The 21,361-nt window shown below is 67.3% G+C and carries 24 protein-coding genes; 1 reads left to right on the top strand and 23 read right to left on the bottom strand.

What is annotated here, in order from left to right:
- Positions 1-5: 5 nt before the first annotated feature.
- The 16 genes from AC07YS_RS12500 to AC07YS_RS12425 form a co-directional block, all read right to left on the bottom strand.
- Positions 6-2,513, bottom strand: coding sequence for a TonB-dependent siderophore receptor (locus tag AC07YS_RS12500; protein WP_495268642.1), 2,508 nt, complete (start codon positions 2,511-2,513; stop codon positions 6-8).
- Between the two features lie 129 nt (positions 2,514-2,642).
- A complete protein-coding gene (locus AC07YS_RS12495; RefSeq protein ID WP_495268643.1) occupies positions 2,643-3,635 on the bottom strand; it encodes a FecR domain-containing protein in 993 nt (330 codons plus the stop codon).
- Positions 3,635-4,159 (bottom strand): sigma-70 family RNA polymerase sigma factor, encoded by a 525-nt coding sequence (locus AC07YS_RS12490; protein WP_495268644.1) that lies wholly within the window; start codon positions 4,157-4,159, stop codon positions 3,635-3,637. Before AC07YS_RS12490 ends, AC07YS_RS12495 begins: the two co-directional genes overlap by 1 nt.
- 73 nt (positions 4,160-4,232) lie before the next feature.
- Positions 4,233-4,604: a VOC family protein gene (locus AC07YS_RS12485; RefSeq protein WP_495268645.1), complete on the bottom strand. Its 372-nt coding sequence runs from the start codon at positions 4,602-4,604 to the stop codon at positions 4,233-4,235.
- 35 nt (positions 4,605-4,639) lie between these two features.
- Entirely contained in the window at positions 4,640-5,200 is a 561-nt protein-coding gene (locus tag AC07YS_RS12480; RefSeq protein ID WP_495268646.1) for a hypothetical protein, read from the bottom strand.
- Positions 5,201-5,221: 21 nt separating this feature from the next.
- Complete coding sequence (locus tag AC07YS_RS12475; protein ID WP_070061083.1) at positions 5,222-5,431, bottom strand: DUF4287 domain-containing protein; 210 nt, start codon at positions 5,429-5,431, stop codon at positions 5,222-5,224.
- 55 nt (positions 5,432-5,486) lie between these two features.
- Positions 5,487-5,903 (bottom strand): VOC family protein, encoded by a 417-nt coding sequence (locus AC07YS_RS12470; RefSeq protein ID WP_495268647.1) that lies wholly within the window; start codon positions 5,901-5,903, stop codon positions 5,487-5,489.
- Between the two features lie 87 nt (positions 5,904-5,990).
- Positions 5,991-6,641: a hypothetical protein gene (locus AC07YS_RS12465; RefSeq protein WP_495268648.1), complete on the bottom strand. Its 651-nt coding sequence runs from the start codon at positions 6,639-6,641 to the stop codon at positions 5,991-5,993.
- A 20-nt stretch (positions 6,642-6,661) separates the two neighbouring features.
- Entirely contained in the window at positions 6,662-7,066 is a 405-nt protein-coding gene (locus AC07YS_RS12460; RefSeq protein WP_495268649.1) for a hypothetical protein, read from the bottom strand.
- Entirely contained in the window at positions 7,063-7,929 is an 867-nt protein-coding gene (locus tag AC07YS_RS12455) for a tetratricopeptide repeat protein (RefSeq protein WP_495268650.1), read from the bottom strand. Before AC07YS_RS12455 ends, AC07YS_RS12460 begins: the two co-directional genes overlap by 4 nt.
- Before the next feature lie 367 nt (positions 7,930-8,296).
- The gene (locus tag AC07YS_RS12450; protein ID WP_495268651.1) at positions 8,297-8,545 is read right to left on the bottom strand and encodes a DUF1272 domain-containing protein; all 249 of its coding nucleotides are present in this window, start codon (positions 8,543-8,545) and stop codon (positions 8,297-8,299) included.
- 66 nt (positions 8,546-8,611) lie between these two features.
- Positions 8,612-9,121: a GNAT family N-acetyltransferase gene (locus AC07YS_RS12445; protein WP_495268660.1), complete on the bottom strand. Its 510-nt coding sequence runs from the start codon at positions 9,119-9,121 to the stop codon at positions 8,612-8,614.
- 66 nt (positions 9,122-9,187) lie between these two features.
- Positions 9,188-9,637: a GNAT family N-acetyltransferase gene (locus tag AC07YS_RS12440; protein WP_495268652.1), complete on the bottom strand. Its 450-nt coding sequence runs from the start codon at positions 9,635-9,637 to the stop codon at positions 9,188-9,190.
- A 20-nt stretch (positions 9,638-9,657) separates the two neighbouring features.
- Positions 9,658-9,981 (bottom strand): hypothetical protein, encoded by a 324-nt coding sequence (locus AC07YS_RS12435; protein ID WP_495268653.1) that lies wholly within the window; start codon positions 9,979-9,981, stop codon positions 9,658-9,660.
- Positions 9,982-9,985: 4 nt separating this feature from the next.
- A complete protein-coding gene (locus AC07YS_RS12430; protein WP_495268654.1) occupies positions 9,986-10,513 on the bottom strand; it encodes a P-loop nucleotide/nucleoside kinase family protein in 528 nt (175 codons plus the stop codon).
- A 77-nt stretch (positions 10,514-10,590) separates the two neighbouring features.
- Positions 10,591-11,085 carry an Lrp/AsnC family transcriptional regulator gene (locus AC07YS_RS12425; RefSeq protein WP_205736667.1) on the bottom strand — a complete coding sequence of 165 codons (495 nt, stop codon included), beginning with the start codon at positions 11,083-11,085 and terminating at the stop codon, positions 10,591-10,593.
- A gap of 65 nt (positions 11,086-11,150) precedes the next feature.
- On the opposite strand from AC07YS_RS12425, the gene ilvB reads away from it, so the two are divergent.
- Positions 11,151-12,941 carry a biosynthetic-type acetolactate synthase large subunit gene (ilvB, locus tag AC07YS_RS12420; RefSeq protein WP_495268655.1) on the top strand — a complete coding sequence of 597 codons (1,791 nt, stop codon included), beginning with the start codon at positions 11,151-11,153 and terminating at the stop codon, positions 12,939-12,941.
- Between the two features lie 25 nt (positions 12,942-12,966).
- Here the strand turns inward: ilvB and AC07YS_RS12415 are convergent, their stop codons facing one another.
- From AC07YS_RS12415 to AC07YS_RS12385, 7 genes are read right to left on the bottom strand one after another with little or no spacing between them, the layout of a single operon-like run.
- Positions 12,967-14,688, bottom strand: coding sequence for a hypothetical protein (locus tag AC07YS_RS12415; RefSeq protein ID WP_495268656.1), 1,722 nt, complete (start codon positions 14,686-14,688; stop codon positions 12,967-12,969).
- Positions 14,689-14,711: 23 nt separating this feature from the next.
- Positions 14,712-15,356, bottom strand: coding sequence for an FMN-binding negative transcriptional regulator (locus AC07YS_RS12410; protein ID WP_495268657.1), 645 nt, complete (start codon positions 15,354-15,356; stop codon positions 14,712-14,714).
- A 10-nt stretch (positions 15,357-15,366) separates the two neighbouring features.
- On the bottom strand, positions 15,367-16,356 hold the full coding sequence (locus tag AC07YS_RS12405) for an alpha/beta hydrolase fold domain-containing protein (protein WP_495268658.1): 990 nt from the start codon (positions 16,354-16,356) through the stop codon (positions 15,367-15,369).
- Complete coding sequence (locus AC07YS_RS12400) at positions 16,353-18,014, bottom strand: ABC transporter ATP-binding protein (protein ID WP_495268659.1); 1,662 nt, start codon at positions 18,012-18,014, stop codon at positions 16,353-16,355. The genes AC07YS_RS12405 and AC07YS_RS12400 overlap by 4 nt, the downstream gene beginning before the upstream one ends.
- The gene (locus AC07YS_RS12395; RefSeq protein ID WP_070061074.1) at positions 18,011-18,826 is read right to left on the bottom strand and encodes an ABC transporter permease; all 816 of its coding nucleotides are present in this window, start codon (positions 18,824-18,826) and stop codon (positions 18,011-18,013) included. Before AC07YS_RS12395 ends, AC07YS_RS12400 begins: the two co-directional genes overlap by 4 nt.
- Positions 18,823-19,767 (bottom strand): ABC transporter permease, encoded by a 945-nt coding sequence (locus tag AC07YS_RS12390; RefSeq protein ID WP_070061073.1) that lies wholly within the window; start codon positions 19,765-19,767, stop codon positions 18,823-18,825. Before AC07YS_RS12390 ends, AC07YS_RS12395 begins: the two co-directional genes overlap by 4 nt.
- A gap of 15 nt (positions 19,768-19,782) precedes the next feature.
- Positions 19,783-21,309, bottom strand: coding sequence for an ABC transporter substrate-binding protein (locus AC07YS_RS12385; RefSeq protein ID WP_495273733.1), 1,527 nt, complete (start codon positions 21,307-21,309; stop codon positions 19,783-19,785).
- Positions 21,310-21,361: the final 52 nt, after the last annotated feature.

Here is a 21,361-nt window from a genome sequence, read left to right as displayed (position 1 = left end):
ACAACTCACAGCTTCGGCGTGTACTTCACCGTGAACAGCACGTTGCGCGGATCGCCGTAGTTGTTGTTCCCGTTGGCCTCGCTGTAGGCCGGGATGTAGTAGCGCTTGTCGAAGACGTTGTTGATGTTGACGGCCAGCGCCACCTCCGGCGTCAGCTGGTAGGCCAGGCGCGCGCTCCACACGGCGAAGCCGGGCACCTTGTACGTGCGGTCGTAGCCCAGCGTGTGGCTCTGGACGCTGAAGCCGCCGCCCACGCTGAGCCGGCTCCAGTCGCCGGGCAGCTGGTAGTTGGTCCACACGCGCAGCATGTGCTTGGGCGTCCACTGGCTGAAGATCTTGCCCTTGTTGTCCGGGTCTTCGAGGAATCGGGTGGTGTTGTAGGTGTAGCCCGCCGTGAGCTGCAGCCGCGGCGCGACCTCGCCGCTGATCTCGGCCTCGAAGCCCTGGCTGCGCACCTTGCCCGACGACTTGGAGCAGTACCAGCCATCGCAGGCAAAGCCGCCGTCGCGGTCGGTCACGGCGCGGTTGGTGTGGTTGTAGCGGAACACGGCCAGCGAGGTGTTCAGGCGGCCGTCCATCAGCTCGCCCTTCAGGCCCACCTCGTAATTGCTGCCGATGATGGGCTTGAGCCCGTCGCCCGAAACGGTGCGCTCGGTCTGCGGCTCGAACACGTCGGTGTAGCTCGCGTAGGCCGACCATTGTTTGTTGAGCGCGAACACGAGGCCGACGTACGGCGTCACTTCGCCCGACGTGCTGACGGTGCTCGTGAAGCCCGCGGACTGGCTCGAATAGAGGTAGTCGTACCAGCTCAGGCGCGCGCCGACGATGGCCGTGAGCGGCTCGGCCAACTGGGCCCGCCAGCTGCCGTAGATGCCCTTTTGCCGCACGTCGTAGTGCGTGTGGCTCTTCCCGCCGCCCGCCGCCATGATGGTGTCGTAGTTCTGCGCCGGGCGGTTGTGGTCGATGGCGAAGATGTTGCCGCCGCCGCTGAACCGGCGCGCGTACCGGTCGGTCGACTCGAACTTCGAGTAGTTGGCGCCGATGGTCAGGTCGTGCTGCATCGACAGTGCGTCGAAGCGCCCGCGCAGGTAGACGTCGAAGCCGAGCTTGCGCGAATCGAAGCGGGTGTCCCAGTCGGCGAAGTTCAGCCCGCTGCCGTCGGCCGCGACGTCGCCGTGCATGCGCTGGTGCTGCGCGCTGTTCTTCTCGTTCATGCCGAGCGCGGAGAACTTCAGCTTCCACTTGTCGTTGAAGCGGTGCTCGGCGTCGACATACACCGTGGTCTGCTCGACGTCGCTGTGGTTCCACAGGGCGCCCGTGAACACGGAGCGCGGCAGGCCGATGTCGGTGCCGTCCGGGTAGCGCGGAAAACCGCGCAGCATCGGACGCCCCTTGCCGTGCGAGTGGCTCACGCCGAAGCCGACGGTGGTGTCGGGCGAGATGTCGTAGTCGATGGCGCCGTAAAGCGAGCGCGTCTTGCGCCACACGTAGTCGGTGAACGAGTGGCTGCGGTCTTCGTCGACCACCACGCGGCCGCGCAGCGTGCCTTCGGCATTGAGCGGACCGCCGGCGTCGAGTTGCGCGCCGTAGTGGTCCCACGAGCCCGCCTTGCCGGTGAGCGTGAGCGTCTTCTCGGGCTGGCCGCGCTTGCGCACGAGGTTGATTGCGCCGCCCGGGCTGCCGGTGCCTTGCAGCAGGCCCGAGGCGCCGCGCAGCACCTCCACGCGGTCGAAGAACACCGTGTCTTCGGTGGCCCAGTTGCCCAGCGAGTACATGTTGCGCGGCACGGGCACGCCGTCGTACTGCCAGGCGTCGATCTGGAAGCCGCGCGACGTGAGGACCATGCCCGGCCCTACGCCCTTGACGCCCACCACGCCCGTGACGTTGTTGACCGCGTCGCGCAGGTCGACGAGGCCCTGGTCATCCATGCGCTGGCGCGTGATCACGCTGACCGACTGGGGAATGTCCTTGAGCGCCTGCTCGCCCTTGCCGAGCGTCAGCGCGCGCGCCGTGTACGAGCGCGTGCCTTCGGTGGTGGCGCTGCGTTCGGCCTCGGCCGTGACGGTGACCGGTGCCAGGGTGGTGCTGCCGTCGGCGCCGGTGTCTGCAGGGCCGCCGATGCTCGAGCGGCGCAGCGCATACGAGCCGCCCGCGCCGCCCGCCGCCTCGAGGCCCGAGCCGGCCAGCAGCCGCGCGAAGCCTTCGCCCACGGCGTGCTGGCCCTGCAGGCCGGGCGAGCGCTTGCCCTGCGCGAGGGCCGGCGGGATCGTGATGCTCACGCCGGCAGAGGCGGCGAAGTTCGACAGCGCCTCGTCGAGCGGGCCGGGTGCGATGTTGTAGGCCTTGCGTGCTTCGGTCTGCACGGCTGCTGCGCTGGGCGTTCCCGGCGTCTGCGCGGCGACCGTCCCGGCGGCGGCGCACGCCATGGCGAACAACGCGCCATGCACGGCGAGCGACAGTGCACGCAACGAGACGGCGTCGGAATCAAGGGGGGACGGTCGGCGACGGGCCATGGATTTCTCTCTCTCCTGCAAGGGTGTGAAGTTGCTGTTCCTCAAGGCTTCACACGCGAGGAAAGAAAAGGGGACAGGCCGCGACAGAAAAAATCGCAACGGCCGAAACCGCCGGCAACACCCGATGCCTCAACCGCCCGGCGCGACCACCGTGACCCAATAGCGCGTGCGAAAGAGCACGTCCACCGGCAAGGCCTGCGGCAGGCTGTCGAGCACCGGGCCGGTGTCGCGCAACTGGAAGACGCCCGACACGCGCAGGTCGGCCACGGCAGGATCGCAGCGCAGCACGCCCGGCCGGTAGCGGCCCAGCTCGGCGAGGAAGTCGTGCAGCCGCATGTTCCTGGCGCGCAGGACACCGCGCGACCAGTCGTCGGCATCAGGCGCTGCCGCCGTGATCTCGCCGATGGCAGCCGAAGAAAACATGGCCTGCTCGCCGGCACGCACCACCGCCGCCAGGCTGCGCGCGTGGTCAGGGCGAACTTCGACCGCGCCGTCGAGCACCGTCAGATGGGTGCGATCGCCTTCATGCTGCCGGACCACGAAGCGCGTGCCCAGCGCACGCAGGCGCCCCTGCGCGGTCTCGACGATGAAAGGGCGGTAGGCGGGATCGGAAGAGGGCACGGCATCGGGTGCCGTGTCGATGAGTATTTCGCCCGCATGCAGCCGCACGAGGCGCTGCGTCGCGCCATAGGCCACGTCGATGGCCGTCGCGGTGTTGAGCTGCACGCGCGTGCCTTCGGCCAGTCGCAGTTCGCGGCGTTCGCCCGTGGCGGTGCGGTGGTCGGCCAGCCATTCGCGCGCCGGTGAGGCGCGCCAGGCCAGCCAACCGGCGGGCGCCGCGGTCAGCAGCACGGCGAGTGCCTTGGCAGCTGTGCGGCGGTCGCTTCGCACCGCTCGGCCCAGCACCGGCATCGACAGCGCGCCCGGCAGCCTGCCGAACTTGCCGCTGATTTGCTCGGCGCGCTGCCAGGCCGCTTCGTGCGCGGGGTCGGCCGCCCGCCAGCGTGTCCATTGCGTGCGATCGGCCGCCGTGGCCTCGCCCGACTGCAGCAGGACGAACCATTGTGCCGCCTGCAGAGCGACGGCCTTGTCGACCCCGACCGCCATCGTGCGTTGCACCATCACGCGACCAGCAGAATGCAGCGGGCCATGGCCTCGGCCATGTAGCGCTTGACGGTGCGCTCGCTCACGCCCAGCTTCGCGGCGATCTCCGCATAGCCCAGTCCTTCGAGCTGCGCCATCAGGAAGGCCTGGCGCACCGGCGGTGCCAGGCCGTCGAGCATGGCGTCGATCTCCTGCAGGGTTTCGAGAATGATCGCCTGCTGCTCGGGCGAGGGCGCCAGCGGTTCGGGCAACGCGCTCAAGGCCTCGAGGTAGGCCTGCTCCAGCGAACGCCGGCGGTACAGGTTGGCAAGCAGCCGCTTGGCAACGACCGTCAGGTAGGCGCGCGGCTCCCGCAATTGCCAGTCGCACTGCTTCTCGGGCGTGTGGTCTGGCGCGGTGAGGATGCGCAGGAAGGTGTCCTGTGCGAGGTCTGCCGCATCGAAGGCATTGCCGAGCTTCCTGCGCAACCAGCCCTGCAACCAACCGTGGTGCTCGCTATAGAGGGCGTGGATGTGCGGGTGCAGAGCGGGATCGGCGGCCATGGCGGACGTAGTGCGGTGGCCAGGCCATCCAAATAAGAATTATTCTCATTGTATGACGACTGTGCACCAATGGCTACGTTCGGGGCTGCTGCACCAGTTGAAGCTCGTTGCCGGCGGGGTCGCGCAACGTGGCGAGGATGCCGCCCCAGGATTGCGCCTCGGGGAGGCCGCTGAAGGCGACGCCGAGCGACGAGAGTTCTGTGTACTTCGACTGGATGTTTTCCACGTCGAAAGACAGGCCTGTGAAGCGGCCCACCAAGGCCAGGTCTTCTGGCGGGGCATCTGCTTCGACAGTTTCGACCACCAGGCTCATGGGTCCTGCGTCGAACACGCAAAAGCCCTGTTCGCGTCCGTCGGCCTTCAGGGGCAGGCCGAGGATCTCTTCATAGAAGCGGGAGGCGAGGGCGAGGTCCTGGACGAAGATGCGGGCGGTGTGAAGCTGCATGGTGTCTCCTGGGTGAGGGGGCTGGGCGGGGCCCTTCAGTGAAGAGCGCCCGCAAGGCGCTCGAAGTAGCGCTGATAGACATTCGCGTAGTTGTTGCCGACCTGGCAGCAAGTGATGTCTCCGTAGCTCACCACGGAAGGGATACCTGCCCAGTTGCCGGCCCCCGTGAAATGCTCGATTTGCAGCGAATCGCCTTCGGTCTGAACAACTCGCCCGATCAAGAACTCGTTGATTTCGCCGGCCTCGCATTCCACGATCATCAGCGCGTGACGCAAGGTCAGCTGCGCAATCAACGTGCGCCAACTGCGCACGTCAAACTCGAAGCCAAAGGGAACCTGCTGCCCCAAGCCTTCTTCGAAGATCAGCTGCTTCTGAAGGCTGTGAGTGGCCGTCAATTCCACCTGTGTGATGTCTTCAGTTCGAAGCGCCATCAAGCCGTCCAAGCGGAAGTCGTAGACGTACTGAATCAGGACCAGTTCTGACGAGACCGCCAGCACGAAGCCTTGGATCTGCGAATCGTCGATGCCCGTCCGATAGATCGAGACGAGATCACGGTCCTCCAAGTGCTGTTCGAGCTGCTGCTTCTGGGGTGTCATCGAGGAGCGGTAGGGCCCGTGCTACTTCTTCGCAAGAAACGCCGCAACCAACGCATTCGCATGCCCATGACCCATCTGGTGCTGGGTCTTGAGCTGGCTCACGAGCTCCATGTGCTTCAGCGGGCCCGCCGCCTGAAGAATGTCCATCCAATGCGCGATCGGCTGGCCGTAGGTCTTCTCGATGGAGGGGAAGTACGAGGCGGGTCCTTTTACCTTGGCGGTCTCGGTCATGGGCGGTTCTTTCGCGGGTGGAGTGTGAGATTCGTGCAAGCGTGGGAGGGCATTCTTACAGCTGCCAGCTCCTGTTGCTGGCATTGGGCTGGATCAGGTCCCACATGTTCCCGCACAGGTCCTTGAAGACGGCCACGACCCCGTGTGGCTGCCCCTCCGGCGGGCGAACGAACTCGACGCCTGCGGCCTTGTACTTTTCGTAGTCGCGCCAGAAGTCGTCCGTGTACAGGAACAGGAACACGCGGCCGCCGGCCTGGTCGCCGATGGCGCGTTGCTGTTCTGGCGCCGATGCTTGCGCCAGGAGAAGGCAGGCCCCTTGTCCGCCCTGCGGCTTGACCACGACCCATCGCTTTCCTTGCGCAGGCACGGGCGTGTCTTCGACGAGTTCGAAGCCCAGTGTGCCGACGAAGAATTCGAGCGCCTTGTCGTAGTCGGGGACCACGAGGGAGACGAGGCCGAGTGATTGGTGCATGGGGTGCGATCGCAAAAATCAGCGATGGTAAATCGCTGAGCCGCCGCGCGCGATGCCCGACCTCGCATGGTGGATCAGGATCGAAACCTAGTTGGCAGACGCGGTGGCCGCATTCGCTGCCGAAAAACAGGAGATGCCGAATTCGACGCCTACCTTGATATTCGTGCGCATCTCTGCCTGCGGGAATCGACCCGTTCGCATCACCCATCCCCTGAGCAAGAGGTCATCGACGCCGATATAGATATCGATTCGACGAAAGCCCCGGTGTATGGCGGCCACCCGATGACACCTCACACCATCGACGCATGCAAATTTGCGAAAGCGCGGCCGGGCGAGGGTCGAAAACAGGTCATCACCTTCTTCGCGGAACAGGAGAGACCAGATCGTGAAGGCCGATCCCCTGGATACGCCGGTCGCGCCCGCAACAGCCATGAGGAGCGATTCCTCTTGCGCCAGTTCCGCGGGCGAGCTGTAGTCCTGGCTCCAGTAGTACGGCTTCCCCGCATCCAAGCCAACTTGAGAGCGTGAGATCAAGTGCCGTTTCGGCCTGTAGGGATGCGGGCTGCTGAAGCGAAATTTGAAGTCTGCAGGGCGCCGAAAAGCTGTCTCGAATGACATCGGCGAAGACTTCGGCCGATCCAGCTCTTGGACGAAGCCCGAATCGGCATAGGAGTCCATGGCGCGGTATCGCGAAGCCACTTCTTCGAGAAGGTCTCGGGCGCTGGAGAAGCTTGTCATTGGGGAGCGTCGTTCGCGGGTCAAGTTACAAAGGCGCCTGGGGAGAGTGCCGGACGCCAGTGGACGTTGTCCGCATACTTTCGACAGTGCTTGAAGCAGAGAAAGATTTCTACGACGGCGCGGGCCTGAAACCATTCATCGGCCATCAGCCTCAGTTCCCCAGCGCCGAAGGAGAGCACGGTGCCGTCGGGAAATATCGGGTTTGGTTTGTCATGGAACGCACGCACCATGGTCGAGGATGAAGCGTCGAAGCGTTCAACCATGCAGGTGACGCCGCCGCCAGCCACTTGAAGATAGTTGCCCTGATCGTCGGTCAGCGAAGCATACGAATGCCGACCGTAGCTGCGAAGCGCGAGCAGCCTGCTTTCCAAAACACGGTCGGAAGGTGCAGTCAAAGAGGCGAAGTTTTGACCTTCAAATTTCATGGTTCAGCCCTTGGCCCATTCGGCAACTTACCGCTCGCAGCGATTTGTTCCGCTACGTAGTCGAGGCGCACGAAGCCTTCGCGCTCCTGAAAAGAAACGGTTTCTGCATGCATCAGCTCACCATAGGTCTGCATGAGAGTGCACGCTTCGATGAATCGCGACGCACTCAAGTAGGCTTGAATGGCGGTCCGGTAGATGGCGTAGTCCCCGTTTGTCTTCGCGCCTCCGTAAGACAATTTGAGGTCGGCGCGGGCTTGCCAGATGGGGTCGTCCGCTAGCTGCGGCGCATCGTCTTGCTCTTGCAACCATCTGAGTTGCTTTGTCGCACGCTGGCCAAATGATGGCGGTGCAATGATCGCCTTGACCGCAACGACACGTGCTTCGTCTATTCGGCCCTGCCGAACGTACTGTGCCCACAGGAGGCAGAGCGCATCCGTGTACTCAGGGAGCACGTCAAGTGCCTGCTCCAAGAGCGCGACGGCGTCATCTACAGCTTGCGACTGAACCCTCTGCTTTGCCTCGAAGAAAAGCGCGCGTGGAGAACGCGCATCCTCTTCAAGCGAGGGCGGTTCGGGGTATTCGTCCTCCGCGTCTTTGAATGCATCCAAAAAGGAGGACAGCGATGAATACGTCGGCTGAATCTGCCACGAATCGTGCCATGTCTCGACCACAAGCGGCTCGCGTGCTTCCAACCCGATGGGCCAGTAGAGGCCAAATGAATCGCCGTTGCCGAGTGCTCCCTCTGTAAAGGGGCGGAATCCCAACGGCGGATAGGGCGTTTTGTAGCGCCATTCGCAGTCAACGCTTATCTCTGAAACTTGCGGAGGAAGAAACATGAAATTGAGGGACGATGGTTGCTTCAAGTTGGCTGCATCGGGGTCCACTGTGGCGTGGCTTTGACTGTCTGCTTGTGGTCGTCAGTTGCCGATGGAAGGGGCACTCCATTCTGGTCGAAGCCCTAGCGCAAACTCATCTCGCACCTTCTTCAGCGACGGCTCCCACCCCGTGGTGGCCTCGACCTCGCCAACGCACCCCCAGCAGTCGCCGCCGCAGTCCACTGACAGAGGGTCGTCCTTTCGTTCAAGCAAACGCCCACAAATCTGGCATTTCATAGGCCGGTTGTGGTCAGTCGTGTGGTCAGTGCGCATGTGCTTCGGAATTCAGGTGCGAGCGTGCGTCTCTGGCCGTGACCAATCGAATCGTCAGCGGGACATACCTGACGACGGCCCTTCACAAAGCCGCCGCGCACCCCTCAGGCTTGAACACCCGCGTTGTCGAACCCGGAAACTTCTCAAGCTTGGCCGCTGGCCGCGACGGGCGAGGGACCAACTCTCCGCCGCAGTTCGGGCACGTACCCGCAAGGCGTTGATTCGCGCAATCACTGCAGAACGTGCACTCGAAAGAACAGATACGGGCATCGGCCGAATCCGGCGGCAAGTCTCGGTCGCAGCATTCACACCCGGGGCGCATTTGGAGCATGGCGAAACCTCAGAGAGCGTTTTGTCAGTTGAGCTTAAACGAAGGCAAGGCGGCCGATGGCGGAATTCAGTCCGTCGAGCCAACGGGCCCGAGTGCAAGGCTCATCGGCTGCACCATCAGATGCGAGTGTTCCCGCAGCGGCTCCAACGCACCATCGGGCCGGAAGCCGCACGCCGTGTACAGGCGCATCGCGGGCGTGTCCGCGACAGTGACACCCAGGCCCACGCGCTTCATCCCTGCGCGCGCAGCCCAGGAAACCGCCGCTTCGAGTAAAGCGCGACCGGCTCCCATTCCTCGCGATGCAGGATCAACCCACATCTGGAAAAGGTCGGCGACAGCCGGCTCATCGTTGGACAACTTGCACCAGATGAGACCGCAGGCGTCGTTGCGGTTGAACGCGAAAAGCACGCGATCTTTCCCGGACGAAGTCGCCGCGGCAATGCGGGCGGACCACATCGCATCGGTTCTCGTGGCCTCCGCCTCGTACGTGCTTCCGAAGGCGTCCGGGGAGTCGAGCAAGGCCCGCAGGCGCAGGTCTCGATAGGTCTTCCATTCGTCGGGTTGTGCTGGTTGCACCGAGATCAAGTCATCACCTTCGGGTTAAGGGTTATGTGTGGGCCGAACGCTGCCTCTCGGCCTGCTTCATCGATGTGAGCCAATCGGGTGGCGAGCCAGAAAGCAATGCGTGTCGTTGGCGCTCTCGTGAACGAACCCGTGGCGCCCGTACAGCGCGCCAACTGGGTTCCACTTCAGATGCTCCAGCCGCACTGCCTGTTTGTCGTGGTCCGCTTGGGCCAGCAGCTGGCGAAGCACCGCTGAACCGATGCCGGCGCGCTGGAAATCCGGCAAGACGTAGAACTCACCGATCCGGCGGTGACCATCGACCTCCCATGTGGCGATCGTGCCGACCGGTGTGCCGCCCTTGAGGATGACCGACCACGGGCGCTCCTGCCATCGGCTCTGGTGCAGGTTCCGCTGGAAATCGTCATCCCATCCCCATCGCGCTGCCACGTAGGGGCCGAGCGCCTGTCGCTTGGCATCGAACGCAAATTCGAAATCCGAGTCGAGGGCGGTGCGCAAGGTGGGGGTCATGGGCGGTCGTTCGTTCTCGTTCACCACCGGATGTCGCGACGCATGCGCTTCAAGCGGCTGCTCATGATCCACGCAACCACCGGCCCGATCACCATCCCAGCCAGGCAGCTCCACACAACGACATGGCTCCTGAGTTCGAGCAGCCAGGTGAGCATCGGGTACTGAGCGGCCACGGCGTCCGGAAAGCTCCACCAATAGGAAGAGCCGCGGCTGGAGCCCGTGCGATGCTTGGTGCCGTCGAGCCAGTAGGCGGCCAACGGTGCAAGGCCCAGATAGGCAAACATCGCCGCCCAGGGCCCGAGCACGATGGCGCCCAGGAAGGCGTCGATGAAACGGGTGCGCATCGATTTACCGCTCACGCACGCGCCGCCAGATCAGGTCCGCCGCCTCGCTAGTACTCACCAGCGCCGAGTCGATGACCAGGCGGCTTGTGCCCCAGGCCTCGTAGTCATGCCGAAGCACAGCCTCCCAGCTCGGCAACGCAAAGCCCGCAATGTCGGCTTCCCGGTTCTCCACGCGCCTGCGATGCTCAACGACGTCAGAGCACACGACCTCGATCTCCACCAGATGCGATGACGTCTCTGCCGCCACGGCCCGCCACGCCTCACGCGTGACCGGCAGCGGGTTGACGCAATCAGCAACCACGGACATGCCGAGCGCAAGGTTGGAGCGGGCCAGCGCGTAGGCCACGACATAGCCCGCCGGGCCCACGTCGTCAGCGCTCCCACTCGCGGTCTTCAGCGCATGCTCGATGGCGTCGATGCGCAGGTACACCGACGGGGCACGCGCCACGAGTTCGCGCGCGATGGTGGTTTTGCCTGTGCCTGGCAGTCCGCTCAGGACAATCAGCGTTCGATGTTCCGAAGTCGATCTCATGGAAGGGGATGGCGTCTGCGAAGGGCTGTTCGTCGGTGATCGTACCCACCATTCGTTCATGCGGGCCCGTCGATTCGTCAGATCAGCGGCACGGTCGCTTCCTTCAGAACCCGCAGCACGAAATGCGACTTGCTGTGGCGAATGCCGGGAATCTTGTAGAGCTTCTCGCGCAGCAGCCGCTCGTAGTCGCGCGTGTCGCGCACGGCGATGCGGATGTAGTAGTCGTAGTCGCCCGACACCAGGTAGGCCTCCTGGATCTCGGGAATGGTGGCGAGGGTGCGGCCGAAGTCGTACAGGGTTTCGTCGGTGTGGCTCTCGAGGGTGACCTGCACGATCACCGAATCGTGGTAGCCCAGCTTGGCCGGGTCGACGTCGACGGTGTAGCGCTTGATGACGCCCGAGGCCTCGAGTTTCTTGATGCGCGTCCAGCAGCTGGTGGGCGACAGGCCGACCTCGTTGCCGATCTCCTGCAGGGTCTTGCGCGAGTCGAGCAGCAGCACCCGCAGGATCGCCAGATCGGTCTTGTCGAAAGATCCTTCGCTGTCTGTCGATGTTTGGCGATTGGTTTTCATGTTTCGAGCTTAAACAGCCAAAAGAAAGAAGCAAATTCTGCCTCAAGAGCGGAAGAATTGACGGCATGCGACTGCTCGACCTTCCCCCCACATCCTCGCCCTCCCTCTCGCCGGCCATGCCCGAGACCCCACCCCGCGTGCGCAACGGCGCCGAGGCGCTGCTCGACACGCTGGTCGAGTGCGGCGTCGACACGATCTTCGGCTACCCCGGCGGCGCGGCGCTGCCGCTGTACGACGCGCTGCACGGCGAACCCCGGCTGCGCCATGTGCTGGTGCGCCACGAACAGGCGGCGGTGCACGCGGCCGAGGGCTATGCGCGCAGCACGGGCCGCGTCGGCGTGGTGCTGGTCACGTCGGGGCCGGGCGTGGGCAACACGATCACGGGGCTGCTCGACGCGATGAGCGATTCGGTGCCGGTGCTGTGCATCAGCGGGCAGGTGTCGACGGCGGTGATCGGCACGCAGGCTTTCCAGGAAAGCGATGCGCTGGGCATGTCGCGCCCGGTGACCAAGTGGAACCGCCAGGTGCGCGCGGCCGACGATGTGCCCGCGCTGGTGCGCCGCGCACTCGACATCGCCACCACCGGCCGCCCCGGCCCAGTGCTGCTCGACGTGCCGAAGGACATCCAGCTCATGCGCCTCTCGCACGGCGCCGCGCCGGCCCCGCTGCGCGCGCTGCGCACGGGCCGCGCGCCGCTGCCGCCGCGGGCGATGCTGCAGCGCGCCGCCGACCTGATCTCGACCGCGCGCCGGCCGGTGCTCTACGGCGGCGGCGGGCTCATCAACTCGGGGCCGGCGGCCTGCGAGGCGTTCACGCAGCTGGTGCATCGGCTGCACGCGCCATGCACGCTCACGCTGATGGGGCTGGGCGCGTTCCCCGCGTCTGACCCGAAGTTCGTCGGCATGCTGGGCATGCACGGCATGCTCGAAGCCAACCTGGCGATGCACGAGGCCGACCTGGTGGTGTGCGTGGGCGCGCGTTTCGACGACCGCGTGACGGGCAAGCTCGACGAGTTCTGCCCGCACGCCCGCAAGATCCACATCGACATCGACCCCGGCAGCATCAACAAGGTGGTGCACGTCGACGTGCCGATGGTGGGCGACTGCGGCGCCATCGTCGAAGCGCTGTTGGGGCTGCTGCCCGACGAGTTTGCGCCCGAGCGGCTGGCGCCGTGGTGGGCGCGCATCGAGCGCTGGCGCGCCGAAGACTGCCTGGCCTTCACGCCGTCGCCCGAGGAGATCCTGCCGCAGCAGCTCATGTCGTCGCTGCAACGCGCCATCGCGGGCCGCGATGCGATCGTCTCGACCGACGTGGGCCAGCACCAGATGTGGGCCGCGCAGTACCTGCGCTTCGACAGCCCGCGCCACTGGCTCACCTCGGGCGGCGCCGGCACCATGGGCTACGGGCTGCCCGCAGCCATCGGTGCGCAGATCGGCCACCCCGACGCGCTCACGGTGTGCGTGAGCGGCGACGCGTCGGTGCTGATGAACATCCAGGAGCTGTCGACTGCCATGCAGCATCGCACCCCGGTGAAGCTGGTGCTGAGCAACAACGGCTATATGGGCATGGTGCGCCAGTGGCAGGAGCTGAACCACGGCAACCGCCTGAGCCACAGCTGGAACGAGGCGCTGCCCGACTTCGTGGCGTTGGCCAAGGCTTTCGGCTGGGGCGCGCGGCGGGTGTCGGACCCGGCGGAGCTGGAAGAGGCGCTGGCCGAATGCCTGGAGAGCGAGGGGCCGTTCTTTCTGGACGTGCAGGTGGCGGCGCAGGAGAACTGCTTCCCGATGATGCCGTCGGGGTGTGGGCATCACCGGGTGATGCTGGCGAAGGACAGGTGGTACGAAGAAGAACGCTGAGCGCCGGTCCTCGCACTCGCTCACATCATGAGTGCCCGTCCACCCGCATCTGGAACAGGAAGTAGGGCGGAATGCACGCCCCGCGTCCTTCGGGTTGGCCTTCGGCTTGCGCGCAGATGTAGTCCTCGCGGCAAGGCTGTTGCGCCGAGCAGCTGCGCAGGTTGCCGGGCCGCGTGTGCTTGCTCAGGCAATCCCCGAAGGGTTGCTTGGCTGCCAGGCACTGGTTGAAGTCGCTGAGGATGGCGATGCCACCGCAGGTGCCGTTCGGGTCCTTCGGATCGCAGCGGCCCGAGCACATGCCGCCGGGGAAGCCGACCGAGGTTTTCTCGCAGACCGAATCCGCGCCTTCGCAGGTCGTGGCGGCGGTGCGCGGCAGCTTCTGTGCGCGGTCGCGCCACGGGTCGGCCGAGGCGGTGATGCGCGTGGGCTCGCAGCTGGCGCCGACGGTGGCTTTGTCGGACGTGGCGTTCGCATCGTCCGGCGAGGCCAGCGGGCGGAACGGGTCGGGCACGGGCGTCGTCAACGCGGCCTTCACATAGTGTTCGCGCCGCGCCAACTCATCCTGCAGGTGCGGCGAGTGCGGCAGCGCGAGCGCGTTGCCGGTCGTGAAGGTGCGCGAGGCGCCGCGCCGGTCCACGCCCAACAGATGAAAGCCCGCGACCGCGCGGCTCTGGTGACAGCCCGCGCAGCTCAGGTCGTCGAGTCGGCGCAGCACGGCCTGCGGGGACTGCAGCGTGCGGCTGCCGGGCACGGGCTGCCAGTCGCCGGGTGCGAACAGCTGTTCGAAGGGGCGGTTCGCCAGGCGCTCGAGGCCGCGCGGCGCGACGGAGACCGACTCGGTCGCCAGGAAGCGATCGGGGATGCGCACGGTGGCGCTGTCGAGCGCGCGCAGCGTGTCGGGCTGTTGCAGCCATTGCAGCAGCGCCTTGCGCAGCGGGGCGTCGGCCTTGAGCTTCGCGACGTCGGGCGTGTTCTCGAGCGGGCCTGCGTCGAAGCGCTGCGTGCCCGCGTTCCAGCGGAAGGCGCGCAGCAGGTACTCGGCATGGCCGCCGAGGTCGGGCCGCACGGCCGAGGGCCAGCGCACGCTCTGCAGGTTGGTCGTCACCTGCGCGATGCGGGCCTGCGCGAGCCGCGGCGGCGCGAGCGGGCCGTCGGCCGACACGAGCCAGCGGCCGAGGGCTTCGTCCTTCATGGCTGCCTGCGGCGGTTGCCAACGCCGCGCCGCGCTGGCGCAGCTGCCGTCGGCATCGGGCGCATCGCCGCGCAGCTCGACGGCGACGGTCATCGGCAGGCGCGACTGCATCGCGGCCGAGCGGTAGGCCAGGCGGTACACGAGCCGCGTCTCGCCGCAGGCGCCGGGCTGGAACGGACGGCGGTCCATGCGGTTGGCCACGCCGACCAGCTCGAAGAAGGCGTCGGGGCTGGCGAGCCAGCGCGCGTCGAAGATCCGGTGCGGGTAGCGCGCGATGCCGACGCCGGCCTGCGGGTCGCGGCGTTGCAGGGCGGCGAGGCTGGTCTTCAGTGGGTCGGCAATCGACTGCCAGGCGGGCGAGCGTGCGAGTGCCTGGTTGGTGGCGGTACCGCTGGCCGCAGAGGGCACGTCGAACCAGCGGCCGAAACCGGCGCCGGCTTTCTCGGTGGCCTGCAGCGCGACAGGCGAGGTGACGAGCAGCACCGGGTCGGCTGCGTGGGCGAGGGAGGACGCGAGCGCGAGGCCGGCGGTCAGAAGGTGAAGTAGGCGTGGCACGCGGACGATTGTGCCGCTGCGATTCAGCCCGCCACCGTCAACGCCATCTGCTGCCGCATGAGCTCGGCCACGGCCACGCCCTGCGGATCGCCCAGCCGTTCCAGCGCGGCGATCACGCCCTTGCGGTCGTCTTCCGAGCGGTCCTGGTTGAGCTTGAACTTGCCTTCGAGCACGCGCACGGGAATCTCGACCGCCGCGATCATGTCCAGGCGCGGCGCCACGAAGTCGAAGGGCATGGTGTCGAAGTCCCAGTTGCCGCCCAGCGGCGTGTCGTAGAGCGCGACGGTGCGGCGCAGCACGGCATGGATGGCCATGCGTTCCTCGATCACGCGGGGCGTGCCGCGCGCGTGGATCGCGGTGTAGTTCCAGGTCGGGAAGGTGCTCTGCTTCACGTACCAGCTGGGCGTGACGAAGGCATGTGGCCCCTGGAAGATGGCGAGCACCTCGGCGCCCGCGCGCAGTTCGTCGAACTGCGGGTTCTTCTTCGACAGGTGCGTGGTGAGCAGGCCGGGGCCGTCGTCCTGCGCGTCGAGCAGGAAGGGCAGGTGCGTGGCGCTGGCGCTGGCGCCGGACGGACCCACGGTGATGAGCGTGCCGAAGCTCCACGCGCGGATGCCGGCGTGCAGCGTCGCGAGGTCGTCTTCGATGTACGGCTTGGGCGTGTACATGGCGAGGGCTTCAGCGCGCGGCCAGCGCGTGCATCCAGCGGGCGGCATCGTCGAAGGCGCGGCCGGCCACGTCGGCGATGGACACGGCTTCAAGAAAGCCGTGGATCGTGCCCGGGTAGAGCACGTCGGTCACGGCCACGCCGGCTTCGCGCAGCCGCGCGGCCATGAGCACGCTGTCGTCGTGCAGTGGGTCGCACTCGGTGATCGCCAGGCACGCGGGCGGCAGGCCCTCGAGCCGCGCCGTGAGGCTGGCCAGGCGCGGATCGCGAAAGTCTTCGGGCCGGCGCAGGTACAGGCCGTAGAACCACACCATCATGTGCAGCGACAGGCCGTACTCGCCCGCGCCGTAGCGCACCACCGACTCGCGGTACAGCTCGGTGCTGTAGGCGCCGTAGTTCAGCAGCATGCCCAGCGGCAGCGCCTCGCCCGCGTCGCGCAGCACGAGGCAGGCGCCCACCGACAGGTTGGCGCCCGCCGAGTCGCCGCCGATGAAGAGCTGCGCAGGATCGATGTCGAGCGCGCCTGCGTTGGCCGCGAGCCAGCGCATCACGTCGACGCACTCGTCGTGCGGCTGCGGAAACTGCGCTTCAGGCGCCCGCGTGTAGTCGATGCCGATGACGGCGATGCCCGCGCGGCCCGCGTACTCGCGCATCACGCGGTCGTGGGTGTCGAGGCTGAACAGCACGAAGCCGCCGCCGTGGATGTAGACGAGTGCGCCCTGCAGCCTGCGGTGCTGCGGATAGTGCACGCGGATGCGCACGTTGCCGTGGCGCGTGGGCACCTGCTGTTCGACGGTGCGCGCCATCGTCGGGCCGCCTTCGGTCCACGGGGCGCGCACCTTCTCGGCGTTGGCGCGGCCTTCGGCAATCGGGATGGTGTGGCGCTTCGGGTAGCGGCCGCCCTCGGCCGCCATGAGGCGCATGAACTCGACGATCTGCGGATCGAGCGGGGGCGGGGCGGTGGGGTTCAGCCAGGTGGCTGGCAAAGGAGCGGCGGTCACGCAAACACTTTCTCGGGAGGGCAGGAGACAGAATCGGCCAGCGACGCGAGCGGCCGTGGCGTGGCCGCCAGCAGCGCCTGCGTGTAGGCATGGCTCGGCTGGTCGAACACGGCGTCGCGCGGGCCTTGCTCGACGATGCGGCCACGCTCCATCACGACGACGCGGTCGGCGATCTGCTCGACGGCCGCGAGGTCGTGGCTGATGAAGAGGCACGCAAAGCCGTGGTGGGCCTGCAGGCTTTGGAACAGGCGCAGCACCTGCGCCTGGATGGTCATGTCGAGCGCGGACACGGGCTCGTCGGCCACCACGAAGGCGGGCCGGCGCACCAGCGCGCGCGCAATCGCCACGCGCTGGCGCTGGCCGCCCGAGAGCTCGTGCGGGTAGCGCGCGCCCAGGCCGTCCAGGCCGACTTCGTCGAGCGTCTCGTGCACGCGCTTTCCGCGCGCGGCGGCATCGAGCGCGGGCAGGTGGCGCAGCGGCTCGGCCACGATCTCCTGCACGCGCATGCGCGGGTCGAGCGACGAGAACGGGTCTTGAAACACGAGCTGGCAGGCGAGCCGGAAGCGGTGCAGCGCGGCGCGGTCGGCGCTGCGCACGTCGTCGCCGCGAAACAGGATCTGCCCCGCGTGCGACGGCGCGAGCCGCAGGATGGCGCGGCCCAGCGTGGTCTTGCCCGAGCCGCTGCCGCCCACCAGCGCGACCATCTCGCCGGGGTGGATGTCCAGGTCGAGCCGGTCGATGACCTGCACCGGTGCATGGCGCTTGAAGAAGCCGGCGCGCGCGCCGGGGTAGCTCACGCACAGGCCGCGCACCTGCACCAGCGGCTGCTGCGGCGCGGCCGGGGCCGGCTTCGCGGCCTGGCGGCGTGGCAGGGCGTCGACCAGCTTGCGGGTGTAGGGCTGCTTCGGGTCGACCAGGATGGCGGGCACGTCGCCCGTCTCCACGAGCTTGCCTTTTTCCAGCACGATGGCGCGTTGCGCGTAGCGCCCGACCAGCCCGAGGTTGTGCGTGATGAGCAGCACGGCCGTGCCCTGGTCTTTCGCGAGGCCGACCATGAGGTCGAGCACTTCGCGCTGGCTCAGCGTGTCGAGCGCGGTGGTCGGCTCGTCGGCGATCAGCAGGCGGGGCTTGAGCAGCATCACGCTGGCCAGCATGATGCGCTGGCGCATGCCGCCCGAGAACTCGTGCGGGTAGGCGTGCAGGCAGCGCTCGGGGTCGGCGATCTGCACGCGGTGCAGCATGTCGAGGCAGCGCGCGCGAATCTCGGCGGCCGACAGCTTCGTGTGCATGCGCAGGCCCTCGGCCATCTGCTCGCCGATGCGGTGCACCGGGTTGAGCGAGACCATCGGCTCCTGGAACACCATGCCGATGCCGGGCCCGCGGATGGGGCGCATGGCCTTCACGTCGCGGGTGCTCAGGTCTTCGCCGTCGAACACGATCTGCCCGCCGCTTTGCGCGATGCCGGGCGGCAGCAGCTGCAGGATGGCGCGCGCGGCCATGGTCTTGCCGCTGCCCGATTCGCCCACCACGGCAAGGAACTCGCCAGGGCGCACGTCGAACGAGAGGTCGTGCACCAGCGTCTGGGCGCCGCCGTGCAGGTCGATCTTCAGGTGCCGCACGGAAAGCACGGGCGCTGCGGAAGAGGTGGGATGGGTCATGACTTCTCCGTGCGCGGGTCGAGCCGGTCGCGCAGCGATTCGCCCAGGAGGTTGATACCCAGCAGCGTGAGCGCGATGCACAGGCCCGGCACCAGGCACAGCCACACGGCCGAGGCCATGTAGGGACGTGCGCTGGAGAGCATGTTGCCCCAGGTGGGCGCGGGCGGCGGCACGCCCAGGCCGAGGAAGCTCAGGGCGCTTTCCGACAGCAGCACCCAGCCGAACATGCTGGTGGCCAGCACCGCGACGGGCGCCACGCAGTTGGGCAGGATGTGGCGCCACATGGTGTAGATCTCGCCGTTGCCGATCATGCGCGAGGCCTCGACGTACTCGCGCTCGCGCAGCGACAGCACGGTGCCACGCACCACGCGCACCACCGAGGGCGCATACGCCATGCTCAGCGCGAGCACGATGCCCCACTGGTTGGCGCCCACGATCACCATCACGCCCAGCGCCAGCAGCAGGCCCGGAAAGGCCAGCAGCGTGTCGTTGAAGGCCATGAGCACGCGGTCGGTCCAGCCGCGCACGAAGCCGGCGAGCACGCCCACCACGAGGCCGACGGCGGTGGCCAGCGCCACCGTGAGCAGCGCGATGAGGCAGCTGGTGGAGGCCGCGCGCATGGCGCGGCTGGCCACGTCGCGCCCGAACTCGTCGGTGCCCAGCCAGTGCGCGGCCGACGGCGGCTGCAGCTTGCCGCGCAGGTCGATGCCCAGCGGGTTGTAGGGCGTCCACAGCGCGGCCACCAGCGCCAGGACCAGCAGCACGCCGATGAGCACGCCGCCCACGAGGGTATGGGTCTTGAGCTTTTTCACTGCACCGACACCCGGGGATCGAAGAGGGGATAGCACATGTCCACGATCAGGTTGATGACCACGTAGATGCAGGCCGTGAACAGCAGGCAGCCCTGCAGCACCGGGTAGTCGCGCGCGAAGATCGAATCGATCATCAGGCGGCCCAGGCCGGGCAGGGTGAACACCGTTTCGAGCACCGCGATGCCGCTCAGCAGATGGCCCAGGATGAGGCCGATCATGGTAAGCGTGGGGTTGAAGGCGTTGGGCAGCACGTGGCGGCGCAGCACCTGCGACTCGGGCACACCCTTGGCGCGCGCATGCGTCACGTACTCGAGCCGCAGCACCTCGATGGTGCTGGCGCGCGACATGCGCGTGAGCACGCCGGTCTCGACCAGCACCAGCGTGACGATCGGCAGGATCACGTACATCAGGCCCTGCGAGAAGTCTTCCGACATGGGCACGTAGCCCACCACCGGCAGCCAGTGCAGGTACTGGCCGAAGAACATCAACAGCAGCAGGCCGAGCCAGAAGCTCGGCACCGAGAGCATCAGCGTGGCCGCGCCGATGATGGCGAGGTCGGTCGGCCGGTCCTTGCGCCAGGCGGCGACGAGGCCGGCGGGCACGGCGATCAGCGAGGCCAGCGCCACGGCGGTGAGCACGATCACGGCGCTCACGTGAAAGCGCTCCCAGATCAGCGGCAGCACGGCCAGGCCGTTGGTGGTCGACACGCCCAGGTCGCCGGTGAGCGCGTGGCGCAGCCACACGACGTACTGGGTGACCAGGGGCTGGTCCAGCCCCATCTGCTGGCGGGCGAGTTCGAGCTGCGCGGGGTCGGCGCCTTCGCCGAGCATGAGCTGCACCGGGTCGCCCGGAATCAGCCGCATGAGCGTGAAGACGGCAATCGACACCAGCAGCAGCGTCGGGACCGTCATGGCGATCCGGCGCAAGAGGTAGGCAAGCATGGCGGCGGCGCCCCGTCAGCCGCGCGCGTCGAGCCGGACGTTCCAGAACCGGGGCTTGGCCGGCGCCCAGCCCTTGAAGCCGGTCACGCTCTTGCGCATGGCGGTGGCGTCGCTGGCGTTGAAGAGCACGACCATCGGCACGTCCTGCAGCATCTGCTTGTGCAGCTCGTCGAACAGCACCTGGCGGCGCGCCTTGTCGCGCGAGACCATGCTCTCGGTGAGCCGGGTCTGCGCGGCGGCGTTGTCCCACACCTTGCGCGGCTGCGCGGCCTTGTCGCCGGTGACCATCTCGTAGTTGAGCGAGGGGTCGATGCGCGCCGAGTACACGAAGGCCATGCTCTGGTACTGGCCCTTGGTGTAGCGGTCGAGCTGCGTGGCCCAGTCGAGCACTTCGAGTTCGATGTTGATGCCGGCCTCGGAGGCCATGGCCTGCACCAGCACGGCGGCCGAGTACAGCGCCTCGTAGCGTTTGTTGGCGACGAGCTTGATCGGCTGGCCGCGGTAGCCGGCTTCGGCCAGCAGCTTCTTGGCACCGGCGATGTCGCGCTTGTAGCCGCCGGTCTGCACGGGGCTGTAGAACGGGCTGGACGAAGGCACGACCGAGTTGTTGACGGCCGACAGGCCCTCGGTGACCGACTTGGCGATCTCGGGCGTGTCCAGCGCCAGTGCCAGCGCGCGGCGGATGCGCACGTCCTTCAGCAGCGGGTCGGTGGTCTGCAGCAGCAGCGCCACCATGGTCATCACCGGCGTGGTGTCGACGCGCACGTCGCTGCGCCCGCGCATCTCGACCACGTCGGCGGGGCTGGGGCTGATGAAGGCGTCGATGCCGCCGCTGTACAGCGCCGCCTTGGCGGCGGCCGAGTCGGGGATGACGACGAAGCGCAGGTTCTCGATCTCGGCCTTCTTGCCGCCCGTGAGGCCGTCGCGCGCCTCGGGGCGCGAGCTGTAGCCGTCGAAGCGCGTGAGCTCGATGTACTGGCCGCGTTTCCACTCCTTGATCTTGTAGGGGCCGGTGCCCACGGGCTCCTTCCACTGGCCGTCGGCGCCGAGCGAGCTGCGGTGCACGATGGCGGCGCCGCCGCAGTCGGGGCGCGCCATCATGGTGAGGAACAGCGCACTCGGGCGCTCGATCTTGAACACCACCGTCTTCGGCGTGGGCGCTTCCACCGCGAGCACCTTGGTCATGCCCTTGCCGTCGAACTCGGGCAGGCAGCGCCAGCCGCTGGTGGGCTTGAGGTAGCGCTGCCAGCTCCACACCACGTCGTCGGCCGTGAGCACCGCGCCGTTCTGGAACTTCACGCCGTCGCGCAGCGTGAAGGTGTAGGTCAGGCCGTCGGCCGAGGTGTCGACCTTGCTCGCGAGCATCGGGCCGACCGAGGTGTCTTCGCGCAGCGCGACCAGGCCTTCGACCACGTGGATGAGCACGTTGTCGGTGTTGTCGTCGCGGTTGCCGCCGGGGTCGGTGGAGCGGATGTCGGAGTTGATCTGGATCCGCATCGTCTGGCTGGCCGGGGCCTGGGCGAAGGCCGCGCTGGCGGCCAGGCCGAGGCCGAGGACCAGCGCGGCGGCGGTGCGCGCAGCGGGAGGGAGGGAC

The organism is Variovorax sp. GW458-11-26-14-LB1 (assembly GCF_059423965.1).
This window is presented reverse-complemented; position numbering and strand designations above follow the sequence as displayed.